Here is a 19,164-nt window from a genome sequence, read left to right on the forward strand (position 1 = left end):
CACTATCAGCACTGCCTTCAAGACGCGATAAAACTAGTTCTCTCCAGCGGAAACGCGACTTTGACGTGACCCTGTCATTGCCGTCGGCGCGACCGACAAATACGGTGGTGCCATGACCACAGGACTTGCCCCGGAACCGGTCGGCGAACTGCTGCGCGGGTGGCGGCGTCGGCGCGGGCTGAGCCAGCTGGACCTTGCGCTGGCGGCGGAGGTGTCCACCCGGCATCTGAGCTTTGTCGAGAATGGCCGCTCCAATCCCACGGCGCCGATGATCCTGAACTTGTGCGAGCGCCTCGAGGTGCCGCTGCGGGATCGAAATTCGATGCTCCTCGCAGGTGGCTTCGCGCCGGCCTACCCGGAGCGAGCGCTGGCCTCGACTCCGATGGCGGCGGTGGCCGACGCCATCGCGCACATCCTGCGCGTGCACGAGCCGTATCCCGCGCTGGTGATCGACCGGCACTGGGAGCTGGTGGACTCGAACTCGGCGTTGGAGCCGCTACTCGCGGGGGTGGACCCGCGGCTGCTCGAGCCGCCGGTGAACGTGCTGCGCTTGAGCCTGCACCCGGATGGCCTGGCGCCGCGGATCGCGAACTTGCCGCAGTGGCGGGCGCACCTGCTGGATCGGCTCGGCCGTGAGATCGCGGCGTCCGGGGACCGGGAGTTGGAGCGGCTGCACGAGGAGCTGCGGGGTTACCCGGGCGGCTCGATGGGCGGCGAGGAGACGGACGCGATCATCGTGCCGCTCAGGCTGCGCACCGAGGCCGGCGTGCTGTCCATGCTCAGCGTCACCACCGTGTTCGGGACCCCGCAGGAGGTCACGGTCTCGGAGTTGGCCATCGAGTCGTTCTATCCCGCGGACGCGGCCACGGCGGCGCTCCTCTCCCGTTGATCCCGGCCGGCTACCGCACTGCCTGCACCAGCCCATGCCCGAGCGCGTACATGCTGGCCCCGATGCGGTTGGACACCCCGAGCTTGGCGTAGACGTGCTCGACGTGGTTGCGAACGGTCTTCGAGCTGATCCCCAGCCCGTCGGCGATCTCCTGGTTCGATGCCCCGCGCGCCACCGCGCACAGGATCTCGATCTCGCGGCTGGTTAGGCCGTCGGGCCGCACCGCGCGCGCCCTGGTGCGGTGCCCGGCCGCAGCCAGGACCGCGTCGACCGCGTCCGTGTCGAGCCGCCCCGCCCGCGCGGCCTCGCGCAACGCGCGGCCGGCGGAGTCCGCGTTCCCCGCGGGCCGGTAGGGCCGAGGCTCGACGGCGGAGTGATAGCTGACGGCCGCGGCGAGGATGCGGTCCGACAGCGACAGTCCCGAGCCTGGCAGCCCGCGAGGGTAGCCGGTGCCGTCGGCGCGCTCGTGGTGTTTGCCGGCGAGCGCGGCCTCGGCCTCCAGGCCAGGGACGTGCGTGAGGATCCGCTCGGTGAGGTAGGGGTGCAGCCGGACCCGCTCCCACTCGGTGGCGGACAGCGGGGCGGCCCGCGACCAGATCTGGTTGGAGACCCCGATCCGGCCGAGGTCGTGGACGTGCCCCGCGCGTTCGAGCGTCTCGGCCTCGGTGGCGGACAGCCCGGCGAGCCGACCCGCGCCGCCGGCGAGGGCCGCGACTCCCCGTGAATGGCCGAGGGTGAAGGGGCACTTCAGATCGACGAAGTCCCCCATCGCGGTCAACAGCGCGTCGAGCCCCGGGCCGTCGAGGCGGGCGTCGCCGTCGGGGGCCTGGGCGAGCGCGGTCGCCCACACCTCACCGGTGGCCGGCGCTGCGAGGATCTCGGCAGGGCACGCGGTGAACAGGTCGACGAGCTCCGGGTCGAACTGGCGGCCACGGCGCTCGTGGGCCATGGCGAGGGCTCCGTCGAGTCCGTATTGCCGGTGGTGGACCTCCAGCAGGTCGGCGAGCTGTGCCACCCGCATTTCGACGGGGATGGCGGCGGACCGGACCCCGTCGGGCAGCCCGCCGCCGTCGTAGCGCTCGAATGCGAACGGCAGCACCCGGCCCACCTCCGGACCCAGGCCGACCTGATCGGCGAGCAGCGCCGCGGAGGCGCAGTGCGAGTGGACCATCCGCGCGAGCTGGCCCCGGGCGTCGCGGAACAGCGTGAACATCACGGTGGCGCGCCGGGCGGGCGGCTCTCCGCGGGCGACATTGCGGAGCAGGAACCGCAGATAGGGCAGGCCGGCCCAGTCGACGAGGTACGCGTCGTGCCGGACCGCGATGTCGTCGCCGAACCAGCGTGCGTATTCGTGGGAGTCGGCGTGACAGCCGATCCACATCACCAGCGTCGTGTGAAAGACGGTGTCCCGCTGGGCCCGGCCGAGCCCGAGGCGGTCGGCCAGCCGCGTCGCGATCAGCGCGCTGCGCAACATGTGTTCGGCGGGCTGGCCCAGCCCGAGGTCGATCGCCACCGAGAGGGTGGCGAGCACCTCCGCGCGACGCGGCAACCCGCTGGTCATCTGCCAATTATGCTCCCGGCCGGGCCCCTTCGACGGCTGCGCGAGCCAGTTGGTGCTGGACCGGGTCCAGGGCCTCGAAGTGTCCGTGGCCAGCGGCGAGGATGCCGCGCTGCGGCAGCCAGAATCCGGCCAGGTGGGCCTGCTCTGAGAGCGGGCCCGGCGCACCGAGGTCGACGCCGTCGAGTACGGCCGTGCTCGAGGTGACCGACCACGTCAGCACCGGCGCCACGGTGAACGCCTGCCCGTTGGGGACTGTGCCGCGCAGGCGCACCCGGCCGACCTTGAGGATCGGCCCCGCCATGCGGCCCATCGCGGCGAGTATGGGCCGGCTGGTCCAAACCCATTGCGGCATAAGCGAGCCCATCGAGGACATCAACCGGGTGCCGGCCGTCGGCCCCACCTCGACTCGCCAGTCGAGCACCCCGTCGATGGACACCCGCAGGGACGTCTCGGTCGGCCAGGCGACCGCGATCTCGCAGCGCGTCGGGGCGTGCTCCGAGGCCGCGCCGAAGTAGCGCGGACAGCTCAGGTCCGCGGGGGCGGTGGTGAAGAACCGCCAGGCTCCGGCCGGGTCACGGTGCCAGACGCTCCGATACCCGCCGGCGAAGGACGTGGCGGGGATCTCGCGCAGCGCGAGGTAGTGCCCGGAGGCGAACGGCAGCCCCATCACGCCGTAGCCGGTGAAGGTCTCGTCCGCCCCGGGGGGAAGGACCGGATTAGCGGTGATCGATCTCGCGATCTCGCGCGGTACTCGCGTTGTTCTCATACCCCTAATACTCCGACGAGGCGAGATCTGGCGCATGGGGCATCGGCCTCAATTCGAGGCGGCCGAGAAGACGTTGCTAACGTGCTCCGCACCACCCTCTACTCGGATCGTCCGGCACGTTCCTGCCGGTGAAGGGATGCCTCCCCATGGCCTCTGTGACCTATGACCGCGCGTCGTGCGTGTTCCCCGGCTCGACGAAACCCGCCGTCGACCGGCTCAGCCTCGAGATCAAAGATGGCGAGCTGCTGGTGCTCGTCGGCCCGTCGGGCTGCGGGAAGTCCACCTCTCTGCGGATGCTCGCGGGGCTGGAGCACGTGGACTCCGGCAGCATCCTGATCGGCGACCGCGACGTGACCGGCGCCGAGCCCAAGGACCGCGACATCGCGATGGTTTTCCAGAACTACGCGCTATATCCGCATATGTCGGTGGCCGAGAACATGGGCTTCGGTTTGAAGCTGGCCGGCACATCGAAGGCGGAGATCAAGGCGCGGGTGGACGAGGTCGCCGAGCTGCTGGGACTCGAGGAGTTCCTCGGCCGCAAGCCGAAGGCGCTCTCGGGTGGTCAGCGCCAGCGGGTGGCGATGGGCCGGGCGATCGTGCGCAAGCCGCAGGTCTTCCTCATGGACGAGCCGCTCTCGAACCTCGACGCTAAGCTGCGCGTGCAGACCCGCGCGCAGATCGCGGAGCTGCAGCGCAGGCTCGGCACCACCATGGTCTACGTGACACATGACCAGGTCGAGGCCATGACGATGGGCGACCGCGTCGCCGTGCTCAAGGACGGTGTGCTCCAGCAGTGCGCGCCGCCGCGCGAGCTCTACAACCGGCCCGTCAACGAGTTCGTCGCCGGCTTCATCGGCTCGCCCGCGATGAACCTGATGCGGCTCCCCATCGCCGACGGGAAGGTCAGCGTCGGCGAGATCGAAATCGATGTTTCACGGGAAACCTCGGGTGCGACGGAGATCGTCATCGGAATCCGGCCCGAGCAGCTGGTGGACGACGGGACCGCGACCGGGCTCGAACTTGAGGTGGACATCGTCGAGGAGCTGGGCGCCGACGCGTACATGTACGGGCGCGTCGAGGTGGCCGGCGCCCGCCACCAGATCGTCGCGCGGGCCGATTGGCGCAATCCGCCCGCCCGTGGCGCGCGCGTGCGCCTGGGATTCGACGTCGACCAGGTCCACATGTTCTCGGCCGTCGACGGCCGCCGGCTCGAGTGAGGCGCCGGAACTGCGGTGACACGGGCTGCGCGGTCGCGCGCCTGTAACGGTTGTCACCGTAAAGTACGCCATGCGCTGGCTCACATGGCATGCTGACGCGGACTGAGTTCGGCTCTGGTGAAAGGTGAACAATGCGTTCTTACATCCCACGGATGGTGGCTGCGGTGTCCGCGGTCTCCCTTCTGACACTCGCTGCGTGCTCGAGCAGCGTCGACGCGGACACGGCGGCGACGGAGAACACGTCGGCGCGCGGCCCCATCACGTTTGCGATGGGCAGCAACGACGCGGGCAGCGTCAAGCCCATCATCGAATCGTGGAACGCGTCCCACCCCGACGAGCAGGTCTCCCTCAAGGAACTCGCCAAGTCCGCGGACGATGCCCGCGATCAGCTGGTGCAGTCGCTGCAGGCCGGCAACGACGACTATGACGTGATGGCGCTCGACGTCGTCTGGACCGCGGAGTTCGCCGCCCGGGGCTGGCTGCAGGAGCTCTCGGGCGACTTTGCGATGGACACGTCGGGCCTGCTGCCCGCGACCGTCGAGAGCGCGACGTTCAACGGAAAGCAGTACGCGGCACCGCAGAACACCAATGCGCAGCTGCTGTACTACCGCACCGACCTCGTCCCGCAGGCCCCGACGGACTGGCAGGGTCTGCTTGACTCCTGCACCATCGCCGTCGAGAACAATGTGGACTGCCTGGTCACGCAGCTCAAGCAGTTCGAGGGCCTGACGGTCAACGCCACGCAGTTCATCAACTCGTGGGGCGGCTCCGTCGTCGGACCGGACGGCAAGACCGCGACGGTCGATAGCGAGCAGGCGAAGGCCGGACTCCAGGCGCTTGTCGACGCGTACCAGAACGAGGACATCGCCAAGCGCAGCACCGGTTTCGAGGAGTCGGAGACCAACCTGGCCTTCACCGGCGGCGAGTCGATGTACGCGTACAACTGGCCCTACATGGTGACCACCTCCGAGGACGCTGAGGCTTCCAAGGTCGTCGGCAAGGTCGGCGTCGCGCCGATCCTCTCCCCGACTGGTCCCGGCGCGTCGACTCTCGGCGGCTACAACAACGGCATCAACGTGAACTCCAAGAACAAGGCCACCGCCAAGGATTTCATGGCCTTCGTCCAGAACGAGGAGAGCCAGAAGTCCTTCGCGGACAACTCGTTCCCGCCCGTCCTGGCCTCGGTCTACGACGACGCGACGCTGATCGCCGACCATCCCTACCTGCCGGTGCTCAAGACGGCGCTGGAGAACGCGAAGCCCCGACCGGTCTCGCCGAACTACACCGCCGTCAGCAAGGCGATCCAGGACAACGTCTATGCCGCGCTTAACGGCAACAAGACCGTTGACCAGGCTGTCGCCGATATGACCACGGCAATCAACAACGCGGGCAAGTAGTTCCCTGAAGGCAAGTTAGGAAATCACGATCGATGGCTGAATCTGCCGGTGCAGACGAGGCCCGGGCCGCGGCCGGAGTCGATGACTCCGGCCGCGGCGTTCGCGTCAAGAAGCGCGGACGGTCCACATTGGGCCCGGGCAAGGACTCTGGCGACCCCCAAGACGTCCAAGGTGGCCCGGCCGCCGGGCTACGTCGGCGCTTCGACAAGCGCACGCTCTGGCTGATCGGCCCCACCATGGCGATCCTCGCGGTCGTCATCGTCTATCCGGTCCTGCGCGCGATGTACATGTCGCTGCAGGGCAGTGAGCACTACGACGACTCGACGGGCCGCTTCGTCAAAGGCGGCTTCGTCGGGCTCGACAACTACAAGATGTGGCTGCTGCAGGACTGTGGCGACGGCATGGGCTCCTGCGTCCCGGGCACCAACGGCGCGGACTTCTGGTCGTCGATCGGGATCACGTTCTTCTTCGCGGCCGTCACCGTCACCGTCGAGGTGCTGCTCGGACTGTGGATGGCCACCGTCATGAGCCGCTCGTTCTTCGGTCGCTCTTTGCTGCGCGCCGCGGTGCTGATCCCCTGGGCGATCCCCACCGCGGTCACCGCCAAGCTGTGGGTGTTCATCTTCGCGGAGAAGGGCATCGCCAACACGATGCTCGGCACCACGATCGCCTGGACCACAGACCCCTGGGCCGCCCGATTCGCGGTGATCCTCGCGGACATCTGGAAGACCACCCCGTTCATCGCGCTCCTCATCCTGGCGGGTCTGCAGATGATCCCGAAGGAGCTGCACGAGGCGGCGCGGGTCGACGGCGCCAGCTCCTGGCAGCGGTTCACCAAGATCACCCTGCCCCTGGTCAAGCCCGCACTGATGGTCGCCGTCCTGTTCCGCACCATGGATGCGCTGCGGATGTATGACCTGCCCGCGATCCTCGTGGGCGCCGGCGGCGGCACCCCCACCAGCACCATGTCGATCCTCGTCGTCGCGGAGATGAAGGGTGGCGGTTACAACAGTGCCTCGGCTCTGTCGACGATCGTGTTCTTCATCATCTTCATCGTGGCGTTCATCCTGGTGAAATTCCTGGGGGCCAACGCCGTCCGAACACAGGATGACCAGCGGAAGGGAGCCGGCCGATGATGGTGGGCAAGCACCGACGCGAACCCGACCCCACGGTCCTCGCCGGGGCAGGCGTGGGGGCGGCCGTGCTCGACAGGTCGGTTGATGCCGAGCCGGCGCTGCCAAAGCGTCGACGGCGGACCCTCGGACCCGCCGCACGCACCTATCTGGGCGTCATCGCGATCCTGATCTGGGGGCTCGCGCCGTTCTACTGGATGGTGATCGTCGCCTTCCGGAAGGTCAGCCACACCTACGACTCGACCCCGTGGCCCACCTTCGTCACGTTCGACAACTTCCGGCAGGCGATGTCCACCGACGCGGGCAACGACTTCCTGGCCGCGATCCGCAACAGCCTCATCATCGGCGCGGCCACCACCGCCGTTGCCCTGGCGCTGGGCATCCTCACCGCCTATGCGCTGGCCCGCATCCAGTTCCGCGGCAAGTTCGTCGTCACCGGCATCGTCCTGGCGGCCTCGATGTTCCCGGGCGTCGCGCTGGTCACCCCGCTATTCCAACTATTTGGCGACCTCGGCTGGATCGGCCAATACCAGGCGATGATCATCCCGAACATCTCGTTCGTGCTGCCCCTGACGATCTACACGCTCACGTCCTTCCTGTCGGATCTGCCGTGGGAGCTCGAGGAGGCCGCGCGGGTCGACGGCGCCTCCCGCCTCCAGGCATTCCGCTTGGTGATCCTGCCGCTGGCCGCGCCGGCGCTGTTCACCACGGCGATCCTCGCGTTCATCGCGACCTGGAACGAGTACATGCTCTCGAACCAGCTCTCCAGCACCAAGACGGAGCCGGTGACGGTCGCGATCGCCCGGTTCGCGGGCACCAACCAGTTCGAGGAGCCGTACGCGACCATCATGGCCGCGGGCGCGATCGTCACCATCCCGCTGGTGATCATGGTGCTGATCTTCCAGCGCCGCATCGTCTCCGGCCTGACCGCTGGCGGTGTGAAGTCGTGACCGGCGAAGCCCTGGCCGGGAGCGCGGGCAGACAGGCCCAGCGGCGCCGCCAGCGGCTTGAGGCGGTGCTCGGGTTTCTCGGCTTCTTCACGGTGATGACGTTCATTGTGGCGGTCGTCGGCATCGTGCGCGGCGCGCCCGGGCTGTGGCCATCGGTGATCCTGCTGGTCCTCGCGGTGCTGCTCGGCCTCACGTGGCGGGCGTACCGCCGGGCCTGATCGGACCCGGCTGGCCTTAGCGGCCCGACTGGGACAGGGACGCGATGGCGCCGAGCAGCTTGTCAATCACCACTGCCCACCCGCGCTGCTCCTCGGCCCGCATCGCGGTGTCGGCGTCCTCGGACTGCCAGAAGGCCAGCTCCGCTTTCGCCATCCGCAGGCATTCCAGGACGAGGTCGACGTCCCCCTCGCAGAGGTCGGCCACCTCGTCGTCCGCCAGTCCGCTCGTGGCGCCGGTGTTCAGGCGCAGCACCGCGACGATGGTGTCCGCGGCGGCGGCGGACCCGTCCCACGCGTGCTCGGCCTCGAGCACGCTGCGGGCGCCGGCCGGGCGCGAGTAGTTCAGCAGGGCCTGGCCGCCGGGGTGGCCGCTGGCCTCCGCGTCGGACGTCAGCTCGGTCAGGATGTCGTCCGCGGAGTCGAGCAGCGCGCCCATCGCCTCGAGCGCCCGGGTCAGGTGCGGAGGCATGAACGGGGCGCCGTCGACGCGGATGACGCCCAATAGGGTCTGCTCGCTGATGTGCCACTTCACGGACGGCCACTGCAGGTTGAGGCTGGGGATCGCGTCGAGCACCTCGCGGGTCAGGTCGTACTCGTCCTCGCTATCGGCCTCGGCCAGGTCCAAGATGCCGGCGTAGACGTCGACGTGATCGGTGTGCTCGTCCACGCGCAGGTGCACATGGCTCTCCCCATAGCTGAGGGTGATGACGCCCTCGTCGTCGATGGCCGGATTCTCGCCGAACATCTCCACCACGGCGGCCTCGACGGCGATCTGCAGGGCGGACTCGGGCGCGTCCTCATCGATCTCGGGACCCCACGCGTCGAACTCCGGCACGTCCTCCCGGCCCGCTGCCCTGCCGCGCAGGAACGCGGGGTCCGGCACGCTCCACGTCAGCCGGAAGACCACCGCGGCGATCTGGGCGATGGCGTCCGGAGCGCCGTCCGCGTAGTAGGACTCGGAGCCGTCATGCCCGGGCGCGGGATCCTCGTGGGAGCACTGGTCCGGCTTGTGGAACCCCAACTGGGCCAGCGCTCGATGCGCCAACCCGTCGAGGGTGCGCAGCGGGTTGAGGAAGTCATTCCGCGGAACCTCAACCCGGTACCCGTCGTCGGGGCGGGCAGTCAGGCGCACCCGGGCGCGGCCGGCATCCCCGCCCGTCGACTCGGGGTCCACCGCGCCGTCGTAGTGGGACTCGAGGATGAGGATGTCCCCCGCCTGCATCTGCCGCAGGTAGCCCGCGAGGTCGTCCGTGAACCGCGACCACGTCCGGTCCGTCAACTCGTCGAATGTCTGCTCTGGCATGGGCCCTCCCCTTCGGCGGTCTCCAACAAATCTATAGGCGCCCTCTGACATCGGCAGCGAGGCCTGGACCCGCAAACGCAGCTCGCCCCCGTATCTTGACCTCGCTGACGTTGCAGCGGGGGTCAGGTCAAGATACGGGGGCGACGCGGGAGAAGCCGGTTGTTACTCGGCGCCGATGATGAAGGCCTCAAGCTCCTCGCGGGCGTGGGTGTCCTCCATCTGCACGGGCGGGGACTTCATCAGGTACGCGGAGGCCGGCAGGATCGGGCCGCCGATGCCGCGGTCCAGGGCGATCTTCGCGGCGCGGATCGCGTCGATGATGATGCCGGCGGAGTTGGGCGAGTCCCAGACCTCGAGCTTGTACTCCAGGTTCAGGGGGGCGTCGCCGAACGCGCGACCCTCAAGGCGGACGTAGGCCCACTTGCGGTCATCGAGCCACTCGACGTAGTCCGACGGCCCGATGTGGACGTTGCGGTCGTGGACCTTGCCGGCCAGCGCGCCGGTCAGGTTCGACGTGACGGCCTGCGTCTTGGAGACCTTCTTGGACTCCAGGCGCTCACGCTCGAGCATGTTCTTGAAGTCCATGTTGCCGCCGACGTTGAGCTGGAAGGTGCGGTCCAGCACCACGCCGCGGTCCTCGAACAGCTTCGCCATCACGCGGTGGGTGATGGTGGCGCCGACCTGGCTCTTGATGTCGTCGCCGACGACCGGGACACCGGCGTCGGTGAACTTCTTCGCCCAGACGGGGTCGGAGGCGATGAACACGGGCAGGGCGTTGACGAACGCCACACCGGCGTCGATGCAGCACTGCGCGTAGAACTTGTCGGCCTCTTCGGAGCCCACCGGGAGGTAGGAGACGAGGACGTCGACCTTGGCGGCCTTGAGCGCGGCGACGACGTCGACGGGCTCGGCCTCGGAGACCTCGATGGTCTCGCCGTAGTACTTGCCGATGCCGTCCAGGGTGGGTCCGCGCTGGACGATGATGTCCGTCGGGGGCACGTCGGCGATCTTGATGGTGTTGTTCTCGCTGGCGTTGATGGCCTCGGAGAGGTCGAACCCGACCTTCTTGGCGTCCACGTCAAACGCGGCGACGAACTGGACGTCGCGGACGTGGTACTTGCCGAATTTGACGTGCATGAGGCCGGGGACCGTCGTGGTCTCGTCGGCGCCCTGGTAGTACTGCACGCCCTGGACCAGGGACGATGCGCAGTTGCCCACTCCCACGATAGCCACGCGCACGGAGGTGTTGTTCTCACCCATGGTCGGGTTCTCCTTCTTTCTCTGTGAATAACGGATTGCTCTGCTCGGCGGCGATGAGCTCGTTGAGCCAGCGGACTTCACGCTCGCTGGACTCAAGGCTGAGCTCGTGCAACCCCCGGGTGTAGCGGTTGATTTGGCCCGAGGCCCCCACGGCGTCTCGGAGACCTTCGCGCCGCTCTTCGACCTGCCGCCGCCGTCCCTCGAGGATGCGCATGCGCGCCTCGGCGGGCGTTCGGCTGAAGAACGCGAGATGGACTCCGAAGCCATCGTCGGAGTAGTTGGCCGGGCCGGTATCGGCGACGAGCTCGGTGAACCGGGTCTGCCCCAACGGGGTCAGGCGGTACACCTTGCGCGCGCGACGCCGAACCATCCCCTCTGCGCTCTCCTCCTCGATGATCAGGCCTTTGGCCTGCATGCGCTTGAGGGCGGGGTAGAGGGAGCCATAGGAGAACGCACGGAACGGCCCGAGCAGCCCGGTGAGCCGCTTGCGCAGCTCATATCCGTGCATTGGTGACTCGTGCAGAAGGCCGAGGATCGCTAGCTCCAGCACGGTTCACCGCCTTTCCTTGCGCTTCTCGCGCGGGCGTCTGCCCGCACAGTATTGACCACACTGCACTGCCTGACGCTGCGCCAGGCGGATACCCGACTATATCGGGTCGATACATGTTACGACTATAGACGCGGGACAGGATGAATGGTTCGGTCGGGCGATTGTGATTCCCGCCACGTAGGACGGTTGAATGTCGCGCACGTAGGCTGTCAGTCGTGCAGGGACAACGGCAGGTGGTTGATTTCTCGCTTCAGCGTCGGTCGGTGCTGGCGGCGGTCTCGAGCGGCAAGACCCGGGTGGACGAGGTCTGCGATGCGGGCACCTATCTGCTGCGTGCGGCACGATTCCACGGCCGCTTGAGCGAGATCACTTGCCCGATCTGCCGCAAAGAGCCGGTGACGCTCGTATCCTGGGTTTTTGGCGAGGGGCTGGGCCAGGTGTCCGGCTCCGCGCGTACCGCCGATGAGCTTGAGCGCCTCGCCGCCAGCCAGGACGAGTTCTCGGTCCATGACGTCGAGGTGTGCCGCACCTGCCGCTGGAACCACCTCGTCCAGTCCTATGTGCTGGGAGCGGTGCCACAGCCGCGGCAACCCCGTCGGCGGCGAACGGTCAGCGAGTAGGATCGCCGAATGCCCTGAGGATGACGATGAAGACCCGAGCCTGACTAGCGCCGAGCAATTCGGCACAGGCCACCGCAACGATCTGGAGACCTGTAGGTGTACGTGCCCCCAAGCTCATCTCGACCCGACGGAAGCACTCCCGGCGATAAGCCCTCGACGGAGAACACGTCCGCAACCGCGACGGCAAAGAAGCCCAAGGACAAGGACACCGGCGCGAAGCGCTGGCTGAAGTTGGGCTCGGCTGTCATCGGGATCGGCCTGATCGTGGCCATCATCGGCGCCATCGGCACGTTCGCGGTGGCGTACGTCATGGTGGACGTGCCGCGGCCCGGCGAGATGAGTTCCAATCAAGTGGCCACTATTTACGCCGCGGATGGCACCACGCCTATTGCGAAGGTGGTGCCGCCGGAGGGCAACCGCACCGAAGTCAGCCTCGGGGAGGTGCCGGAGCCGGTGCGCAACGCGGTGCTGGCAGCGGAGGACCGCGACTTCTACTCCAACCCCGGCTTCTCCGTCTCCGGCTTCGCCCGCGCGGCCCGCGACAATGTGCTGGGCAGGGACTCCGCGGGCGGTGGCTCCACGATCACCCAGCAGTACGTCAAGAACGTGCTGGTCGGGTCCGAGCGGAGCATTTGGCGCAAGATGCGGGAGCTAGTCGCCTCCACGAAGATGGCCCGGGAGTGGTCCAAGAACGACATCCTCGAGGCCTACCTCAACACGATCTACTTCGGCCGCGGCGCGTACGGCATCGACTCGGCCTCGAAGGCGTACTTCGGGAAGCCGGTGCAAGAGCTCGACGTCTCGGAGGGCGCCATGCTCGCCGCGATGATCCAGAGCCCGTCGCTGCGAGACCCCGCTAACAACCTCGAAGGCGCGACCAACCGCTGGAACTACGTGCTCGACGGCATGGTCTCGGCAGGCACCCTGGACGCGGCCACCCGCGCGACGATCGAATTCCCCGGGTTCACCCCCGGCGCGGAGGCGGAGACCGACAACCTCTCGGTTGGCCCCAACGGATTGATCAAGAACCAGGTGCTCAAGGAGCTGACCGCGGCCAATATCAGCGAGCAGCAGCTGAACACCGGTGGCCTGCAGATCACCACCACCATCGACACGCAGACCCAGGATGCGACCGTGCGGGGGGTCGAGAACAACATGTCCGGCGAGCCGGACTCGCTGCGGGCCGCCTCCGTGTCCGTCGATCCGCGGACCGGCGCGGTCCGCGGCTACTACGGCGGGTCGGACGGCGTGGGCTACGACTTCGCGCAGGCCCCGCTGCAATCCGGCTCGACGTTCAAGGTGTTCGGCCTGGCGGCGCTGCTCGACGAGGGCAAGTCTCTCGCGACGGAGTTCGACAGTTCGCCGCTGACCGTCAACGGCGTCAGCATCAGCAACGTGGGCAACGAGAGCTGCGGCACCTGCAACATCGCCGAGGCGCTCAAGATGTCCCTGAACACCAGCTTCTACCGGCTGCAGCTCGGTCTGAACAACGGCGCGGCCAGCGTCGCCGACATGGCGCACAAGGCAGGCATCCCCAAGGAGATCCCCGGCGTCGCCGGCACCTCCCTGCAGAATGACAACGGCGAGGTCTCCAACGGCATCATCCTCGGCGAGTACCTGGTGCGGACCCTGGACATGGCCTCCGCCGTCGGCACCTTCGCCGCGTCGGGCATCCACCACGATCCGTACTTCGTGCAGAAGGTCGTCACCTCGGACGGCAGCGTCCTGCTGGACCGCGGTCCCGACGCCGGCTCGCAGGCGATGTCGGCGGCTGTGGCGGACAACGTGACCGCGGCGATGGCGCCTATTGCCGGTTACTCCAACGGGCACAACCTCGCAAGCGGCCGCCCGTCGGCCGCCAAGACCGGCACCACGCAGCTGGGCACCACCGGCGCGAACAAGGACGCGTGGATGGTCGGCTACACGCCGTCGCTGAGCACCGCGGTGTGGGTCGGCAGCATCGACGACGGCGCGCCGCTGGTGAACTTCAACGGCGCGACGGTCTACGGCTCGGGTCTGCCGTCGGACATCTGGAAGTCCGTGATGGACGGCGCCCTCGACGGCACCGATGTGGAGAAGTTCCCGAAGCCGGCCGCCATCGGGGGCCAGGCGGGAGTGCCGGTCTATGTGCCGCCGGTGACCACGGCGCCGAGCAGGCCCACATCCACAGGGACCGCGCCGACCACGGTCACGATGCCGACGCTGTCTGATGTCGAGGTGCTGCCCGGCGTCACGATCCCCATCCCCGTGATGCCGCCAGCGGCGACCCCAGTCACGCCACCGGCCGGAGGTGGCGGCACGCCCGGTGGCGGCACACCCGGCGGCGGCACGCCGGGAGGCGGCGCGGCGGGTGGCGGCACAGGCGACGGGCTGGCACCGGGCGAGAACTAGGTGATCTCGCAGGGCAACGCCGTCGTCCCTGGAGAGCTCGCCCCTGGCAAGCTGGATCCGGACCGGCGGACGGCGGACGACCGCGACCTGCCGAGTCGCACGGATCCGATGACGGCGCAGCTCTCGGCTGCCATCGGGGGCCCGATCGGGGCCCACGCGGTGGTGGGGCGCCAGCGGTTCCTCACCCCGCTGCGCGTGTGCTTCCTGCTGGCCGTCATCGCGATGTCCTTCGGCTGGGCGGGCAAGGCAGCCTGCCTGCAGCAGTTCCCGGGCGGCGAGGACGGCGCGCAGGTGCTGGACTGGCAAGGCGATCGCCAGTACGTGGCCATGTGCTACGCCGACGCGATCCCCCTCTACGGCGGCGAGCGGCTCAGCGACGGCGAGTTCCCCTATAAGTCCGGCTGGACGGACGGGACGCTCGGCGCGGACGGCGAGCTCGTGGTCCGGCACATGGAGTACCCGGTCCTGACGGGGCTCTACCAGTACGGCGCGATGACCATCGCGAAGGCCTGGAAGCAGGCCGCGGATGACGGCCAGCTCCCCGGCGCCCTCGAGGTGGTCCTCTATTTCACGGTGATCGCGATCGGGCTCGCCTTGGCGTGGCTGGTCACGGTGTGGGCGAGCGCGTCGCTGACCGGGCGGCGCAAGTGGGACGTGGCGCTCGTCGCGGCCTCGCCGTTGGTGCTGGTGCACGTGTTCACCAACTTCGACGCCATCGCGACGGCATTCGCGATGACGGCGCTGCTGGCGTGGTCGCGCAAGCGGCCGGTCCTGGCCGGGGTGCTGCTCGGCCTGGGCAGCGCCGCGAAGATGTATCCGCTGTTCTTCCTGGGCCCGCTGCTGATCCTGTGCTGGCGGGCTGGCCGCATGCGGGACTTCTGGCGCACCGCCGCCGGGGCCGCCGTGGCGTGGACCGCCGTGAACCTGCCGATCGCGCTCCTGTTCCCCAAGGGCTGGCGGGAGTTTTACCGGCTCAGCGAGATCCGGGGGATGAATCCGGAATCGATCTACAACGTGGTCTCGTCGTTCACCGGCTGGCAGGGCTTCGACGGTCCCCTGGGGCCCGGCGAGTCGCCAAGCAACCTGAACATGGTCGCGATGGGCCTATTCGTGGCGGCGTGCGTGGGGGTCGCGGTGATCGGGCTGACCGCGCCGCGCCGGCCCCGGGTGGCTCAGCTGTGCTTCCTGGTGGTGGCGATGTTCTTGCTGACGAACAAGGTGTGGAGCCCGCAGTTCTCGCTGTGGCTGGTGCCGCTCGCGGTTCTGGCGCTCCCGCACACCCGAATACTGTTGGCGTGGATGACCATCGACGCCCTCACCTGGGTGCCGTTGATGTACTACTTCCACGGCGTCGCCAACAAGGGGCTGCCGGAGCAATGGTTCACGGCGTCGATCGTGCTGCGCGACATCGTGGTGCTGGGGTTGTGCGCGATGATCATCCGGCAGATCTACCGGCCCGCCGAGGACCTGGTCCGGGCCGGCGGGATCGATGATCCGGTCGGCGGGGTCCTCGACGGCGCGCCCGATAGCTATTTTTTGGCCCGCGGCACCCTGCCCAGCAGGTAGAACTCCGGATTCGGTTGCATCCCGGAGACATTCGCGAGCCGGTTGCTCAGGCCGAAGAGCCCGGTGATGGACGCGATGTCCCAGGCGTCGTCATCGTCGAACCCGAACGCGGCGAGGGCCTCGAAGTCCGCGTCCGCGACCTCGTCGGCGCGCGTGTTGACCTTCATCGCGAAGTTCAGCATCGCGTGCTGGCGCGGGGTGATCTCGGCCTTGCGGTAGTTGGTGGCCACCTGGTCCGCGATCCGCGGGTTCTTCTCGTAGATCCGCAGGATCGCCCCGTGCGCCACCACGCAGTACAGGCAGTTGTTGGCGCCGGAGATGGTGGTGATGATCATCTCGCGGTCGGCGGGCGTCAGGTTCGACGGCTCCCGCAGCATCAGCGCGTCGTGATAGGCGAAGAACGCGCGCAGCTCCGCGGGTCGCCGGGCGAAGCCGAGGAAGACGTTCGGCACGAAGCCCATCTTCTCCTGCACGCCGAGGATCATCGCGGCGATATCCTCGGGCAGGTCGGCGATCTCCGGGTGTGGAAAGCGCACGCTGGTGGTGGCCGGGGTGGTGTCGTCGTTGCCCAAGGCGGGGTCCTTCTCTCTTCGGAAACGTAATGGCGGTCACTATGAGCGCTGCCGCCACTGTAGGCGCCTCGGCTGGCGGGAATTCGCGCGGCGGGCCCGGTCTCGGTGACGATTGGCCCGCTCTGACATATCCTGGCGCAATGACTTCAGTGGGACGTATCGGTTTATTGGTGGCCGCGGTGGCGGTGGTAGTCGCTGGCTGCTCGAGCTCGACGGACGGCGGCGCCAACGCGCAGCAGGAAAAACCGGCCGTGACGACCTCGGCCAGCGCGTCGGCGACCTCGTCGTCGGCAGCCCCGGTGGCAGCCGGCGCCTGTGCCTATGGCACGGCGCGCGGCGCCGCCAAGGAGGTGAACCCGCCGACCAACGTGAATCCGCCGACCGAGGGTTTTGTCTCGGTCAACTTGGAGACGTCCGCGGGGCCGATCGGCCTGACGCTCGACCGTGCCGAGGCGCCGTGCACCACGGAGAGCTTCGTCTCGCTGATCAGCCAGCAGTACTACGACGCGACGCCGTGTCACCGCCTGACCACGCAGGGCATCTTCGTGCTCCAGTGCGGCGATCCCACCGGCCAGGGCACCGGCGGTCCCGGCTACACCGTGCCGGACGAGCTGCCGACCACCCTGGCGCCGTATCTGATGGACGGGCAGCCGACCTCGGCCGTGATCTACCCGCGTGGGTCCATCGCCATGGCGAACGCCGGCCCGAATACCGTGGGCAGCCAGTTCTTCCTGGTCTACAAGGATTCTCCGCTGCCGCCGAGTTACACGGTGGTCGGCCAGATCGACGAGGCCGGGCTGGCCACGCTCGACGCGGTCGCGGCCAAGGGCGTCGCGCCCACCGCATCCGATCAGCTGGGCGCGGATGGCGCCCCGGCGGAGCCGGTGGAGATCATCGCGGCCACGCTCCCGAACGGCATCTAGCCGACAGCTCCCCGCACAATCTTCGCCAGGGCGGCCGCCGGATGCGCATCAGCATCCGGCGGCCGCCCTGTGTCACGAGTTGGCGTCTTTAGCACGGGATGTGGACTTCCCCTCGCAATGACACGCCAAATCTGATTCACTTGTGCAGGTTGTGACAGATGTGACTGAAGTGATTATTGAGGGAGCCAGATGAGACACTCCGGTATCAAGGCAGTGCTGTGCGTGAGCGCGGTGACGGCGGCCCTGCTGGCCCCCATCGCCAGTGCTGGCGCGGCGCCAGCAGAAGGCCCGACGGGCACTGAGCTCGCCGGCAAGACCGTGTTCCTCGATCCCGGCCACCAGGGCTCAGCCGAGGGGCACTCCCTCAGCAAGCAGGTGCCCAACGGCTACGGCGGCATGAAGGACTGCGGCACCACTGGCATGGAGACCGTGAACGGCGTTGCCGAGCACGAGATCAACTGGAATGTGGCCACCATCGTCAAGGGCGTCCTCGAGAGCCTCGGCGCCGAGGTCAAGATGAGCCGCGCCGACGACACCGGCTGGGGCGGCTGCATCGACGAGCGCGCCGCCGCCGCCAATGCGTCGGGCGCGGACCTGGCCGTGAGCATCCACGCCGACTCCACCTCCACCACGGGCGCCGACGCTGCCCGTAGCGGCTTCCATCTGATCGTCCCGACGCTGCCGCTGCCGAACGCGGCCGCCCAGGCCGCCCAGTCCGAGGGCGGGCGCACTGCCTCCAAGCTGATGGTCGACTCCTATAAGGAGCAGGGCTTCTCCCCCGCCAACTACGGCGGTGTGGTGGACGCCTTCAGCGTCCGCAGCGATATCGCCGGCCCCGCGCTGACAACCATCCCGCTGGTGTTCATCGAGATGGGCAACGGCTCCAACTCGGCCGATGCAGCCAAGCTTGAGGGCACCGATGGCCAGTACGAGCACGCGACGGCCATCGCCCGCGGCATCGTCAGCTACCTGTTCTCGGACGGCTACCCCGAGGGGGAGCCGGCCACCCACGAGACTCCGGCCAGCCCGGAGACGCCCGCGGCCACCTCGCCCGAGGTGACGATCAAGATGAACGATGGCACCGTCTCCACGCCGGCGCCCACCACCCCCGCCACCGCGGCCATCACGAAGCCCGAGGCGGCGGTCGGCGTCTTCGACCGCATGGACGAGGTGTTCGCGCTGTTCGAGAAGATCACCGCGGCCGGCGGCATCGGCGCGCTGTTGAACCTGGTCAACGACGGCGACATTGGCACGTTCTCGGACCTGACCACGGACGCCGTGTCGTTGCTCGGCCCGCTGCTGAGCAAGGTGCTGCCCAAGTAGGCAGTCAGAGACTACATCGGGCGTCGGACCAACTGGTCCGACGCCCGATTTGTCGTTTCCGGAATTTAGAGGTCCTCGAGGCGGATGAGGCCGTCCTGCAGCGCCCGGGCGACCAGAGCGGCCTTGGTGGAGGCGTGGCGGCCCACGGCCTGGTATTTGCCGCGGATGCGGTGCAGATGTGTCTTCACCGTGCTGTCGGACAGGCCGAGGGCGACGCTGACCACCGTCTTCGAGTCCGAGGTGATCCAGCAGCGCAGGACCTCCTGCTCGCGGGCCGTGAGGTTCGGCCGCGGCATCTCGCGGTTGGGGATGGCGAGGTCGACGAGCTCCGCCGCGCTGCCCGGCAGGTCGTGGCCCGCGACGATGACTGTCGGGGAGTCGTGCTGCGAGAACTGCTGAGCAGATGCCACTGGTTCCTTTCACATTCAACTACCGTTTACCCATTGCCCCGCTTATCGCCATTGCGGTTCATTTCGTTAGCGCGGAATGCGGCCCGGCGTGGCCCCTCGCTCGCTACGCTGCGGG

At 68.3% G+C, this 19,164-nt stretch carries 18 protein-coding genes; 11 read left to right on the forward strand and 7 right to left on the reverse strand.

Features of this window, described 5'->3' with window-relative positions; genetic code table 11:
- Nucleotides 1-112 precede the first annotated feature (112 nt).
- The gene (locus tag TBIF_RS06695) at nucleotides 113-889 is read left to right on the forward strand and encodes a helix-turn-helix transcriptional regulator (protein ID WP_024794067.1); all 777 of its coding nucleotides are present in this window, start codon (nucleotides 113-115) and stop codon (nucleotides 887-889) included.
- 10 nt (nucleotides 890-899) lie between these two features.
- On the opposite strand, the gene TBIF_RS06700 is transcribed toward TBIF_RS06695, so the two are convergent.
- Together TBIF_RS06700 and TBIF_RS06705 are read right to left on the reverse strand one after the other, a co-directional pair.
- On the reverse strand, nucleotides 900-2,450 hold the full coding sequence (locus tag TBIF_RS06700; RefSeq protein ID WP_024794068.1) for an HD domain-containing phosphohydrolase: 1,551 nt from the start codon (nucleotides 2,448-2,450) through the stop codon (nucleotides 900-902).
- Between the two features lie 7 nt (nucleotides 2,451-2,457).
- Nucleotides 2,458-3,216, reverse strand: a complete 759-nt coding sequence (locus TBIF_RS06705) for a hypothetical protein (protein WP_024794069.1) — start codon at nucleotides 3,214-3,216, stop codon at nucleotides 2,458-2,460.
- Nucleotides 3,217-3,362: 146 nt separating this feature from the next.
- Here TBIF_RS06705 and TBIF_RS06710 point away from each other — a divergent pair, with 146 nt between their 5' ends.
- The 5 genes from TBIF_RS06710 to TBIF_RS06730 all read left to right on the forward strand — a co-directional run bounded on the left by TBIF_RS06710 (nucleotide 3,363) and on the right by TBIF_RS06730 (nucleotide 8,131).
- On the forward strand, nucleotides 3,363-4,433 hold the full coding sequence (locus TBIF_RS06710; protein ID WP_024794070.1) for an ABC transporter ATP-binding protein: 1,071 nt from the start codon (nucleotides 3,363-3,365) through the stop codon (nucleotides 4,431-4,433).
- A 131-nt stretch (nucleotides 4,434-4,564) separates the two neighbouring features.
- On the forward strand, nucleotides 4,565-5,830 hold the full coding sequence (locus TBIF_RS06715) for an ABC transporter substrate-binding protein (protein ID WP_024794071.1): 1,266 nt from the start codon (nucleotides 4,565-4,567) through the stop codon (nucleotides 5,828-5,830).
- A 32-nt stretch (nucleotides 5,831-5,862) separates the two neighbouring features.
- On the forward strand, nucleotides 5,863-6,966 hold the full coding sequence (locus tag TBIF_RS06720) for a carbohydrate ABC transporter permease (protein WP_024794072.1): 1,104 nt from the start codon (nucleotides 5,863-5,865) through the stop codon (nucleotides 6,964-6,966).
- Nucleotides 6,963-7,913 (forward strand): carbohydrate ABC transporter permease, encoded by a 951-nt coding sequence (locus TBIF_RS06725; RefSeq protein WP_024794073.1) that lies wholly within the window; start codon nucleotides 6,963-6,965, stop codon nucleotides 7,911-7,913. Before TBIF_RS06720 ends, TBIF_RS06725 begins: the two co-directional genes overlap by 4 nt.
- Nucleotides 7,910-8,131, forward strand: a complete 222-nt coding sequence (locus TBIF_RS06730) for a hypothetical protein (protein ID WP_024794074.1) — start codon at nucleotides 7,910-7,912, stop codon at nucleotides 8,129-8,131. The genes TBIF_RS06725 and TBIF_RS06730 overlap by 4 nt, the downstream gene beginning before the upstream one ends.
- 16 nt (nucleotides 8,132-8,147) lie before the next feature.
- On the opposite strand, the gene TBIF_RS06735 is transcribed toward TBIF_RS06730, so the two are convergent.
- The 3 genes from TBIF_RS06735 to TBIF_RS06745 form a co-directional block, all read right to left on the reverse strand.
- On the reverse strand, nucleotides 8,148-9,434 hold the full coding sequence (locus TBIF_RS06735; RefSeq protein ID WP_024794075.1) for a TY-Chap domain-containing protein: 1,287 nt from the start codon (nucleotides 9,432-9,434) through the stop codon (nucleotides 8,148-8,150).
- 162 nt (nucleotides 9,435-9,596) lie between these two features.
- Nucleotides 9,597-10,694 carry an inositol-3-phosphate synthase gene (locus TBIF_RS06740; RefSeq protein ID WP_024794076.1) on the reverse strand — a complete coding sequence of 366 codons (1,098 nt, stop codon included), beginning with the start codon at nucleotides 10,692-10,694 and terminating at the stop codon, nucleotides 9,597-9,599.
- Entirely contained in the window at nucleotides 10,687-11,244 is a 558-nt protein-coding gene (locus tag TBIF_RS06745; protein ID WP_024794077.1) for a PadR family transcriptional regulator, read from the reverse strand. The genes TBIF_RS06740 and TBIF_RS06745 overlap by 8 nt, the downstream gene beginning before the upstream one ends.
- A 215-nt stretch (nucleotides 11,245-11,459) precedes the next feature.
- On the opposite strand from TBIF_RS06745, the gene TBIF_RS06750 reads away from it, so the two are divergent.
- The 3 genes from TBIF_RS06750 (at nucleotide 11,460) to TBIF_RS06760 (ending at nucleotide 15,821) form a co-directional block, all read left to right on the forward strand.
- Complete coding sequence (locus TBIF_RS06750; RefSeq protein WP_084611580.1) at nucleotides 11,460-11,864, forward strand: DUF5318 family protein; 405 nt, start codon at nucleotides 11,460-11,462, stop codon at nucleotides 11,862-11,864.
- Between the two features lie 96 nt (nucleotides 11,865-11,960).
- Entirely contained in the window at nucleotides 11,961-14,255 is a 2,295-nt protein-coding gene (locus tag TBIF_RS06755) for a transglycosylase domain-containing protein (protein ID WP_024794079.1), read from the forward strand.
- A gap of 108 nt (nucleotides 14,256-14,363) precedes the next feature.
- Nucleotides 14,364-15,821 carry a glycosyltransferase family 87 protein gene (locus tag TBIF_RS06760; RefSeq protein WP_084611586.1) on the forward strand — a complete coding sequence of 486 codons (1,458 nt, stop codon included), beginning with the start codon at nucleotides 14,364-14,366 and terminating at the stop codon, nucleotides 15,819-15,821.
- Here the strand turns inward: TBIF_RS06760 and TBIF_RS06765 are convergent.
- Entirely contained in the window at nucleotides 15,785-16,393 is a 609-nt protein-coding gene (locus TBIF_RS06765; protein ID WP_024794081.1) for a peroxidase-related enzyme, read from the reverse strand. The two genes, TBIF_RS06760 and TBIF_RS06765, sit on opposite strands and share 37 nt — an antisense overlap.
- Before the next feature lie 140 nt (nucleotides 16,394-16,533).
- Here TBIF_RS06765 and TBIF_RS06770 point away from each other — a divergent pair, with 140 nt between their 5' ends.
- On the forward strand, nucleotides 16,534-17,316 hold the full coding sequence (locus TBIF_RS06770) for a peptidylprolyl isomerase (protein ID WP_038170157.1): 783 nt from the start codon (nucleotides 16,534-16,536) through the stop codon (nucleotides 17,314-17,316).
- Between the two features lie 189 nt (nucleotides 17,317-17,505).
- Nucleotides 17,506-18,639 carry an N-acetylmuramoyl-L-alanine amidase family protein gene (locus TBIF_RS06775; protein WP_024794083.1) on the forward strand — a complete coding sequence of 378 codons (1,134 nt, stop codon included), beginning with the start codon at nucleotides 17,506-17,508 and terminating at the stop codon, nucleotides 18,637-18,639.
- 65 nt (nucleotides 18,640-18,704) lie between these two features.
- Here the strand turns inward: TBIF_RS06775 and TBIF_RS23070 are convergent, their stop codons facing one another.
- On the reverse strand, nucleotides 18,705-19,049 hold the full coding sequence (locus TBIF_RS23070) for a response regulator transcription factor (RefSeq protein ID WP_024794084.1): 345 nt from the start codon (nucleotides 19,047-19,049) through the stop codon (nucleotides 18,705-18,707).
- Between the last annotated feature and the right edge of the window lie 115 nt (nucleotides 19,050-19,164).

This window comes from Tomitella biformata AHU 1821 (genome assembly GCF_000524475.1).
Lineage (GTDB): Bacteria > Actinomycetota > Actinomycetes > Mycobacteriales > Mycobacteriaceae > Tomitella > Tomitella biformata.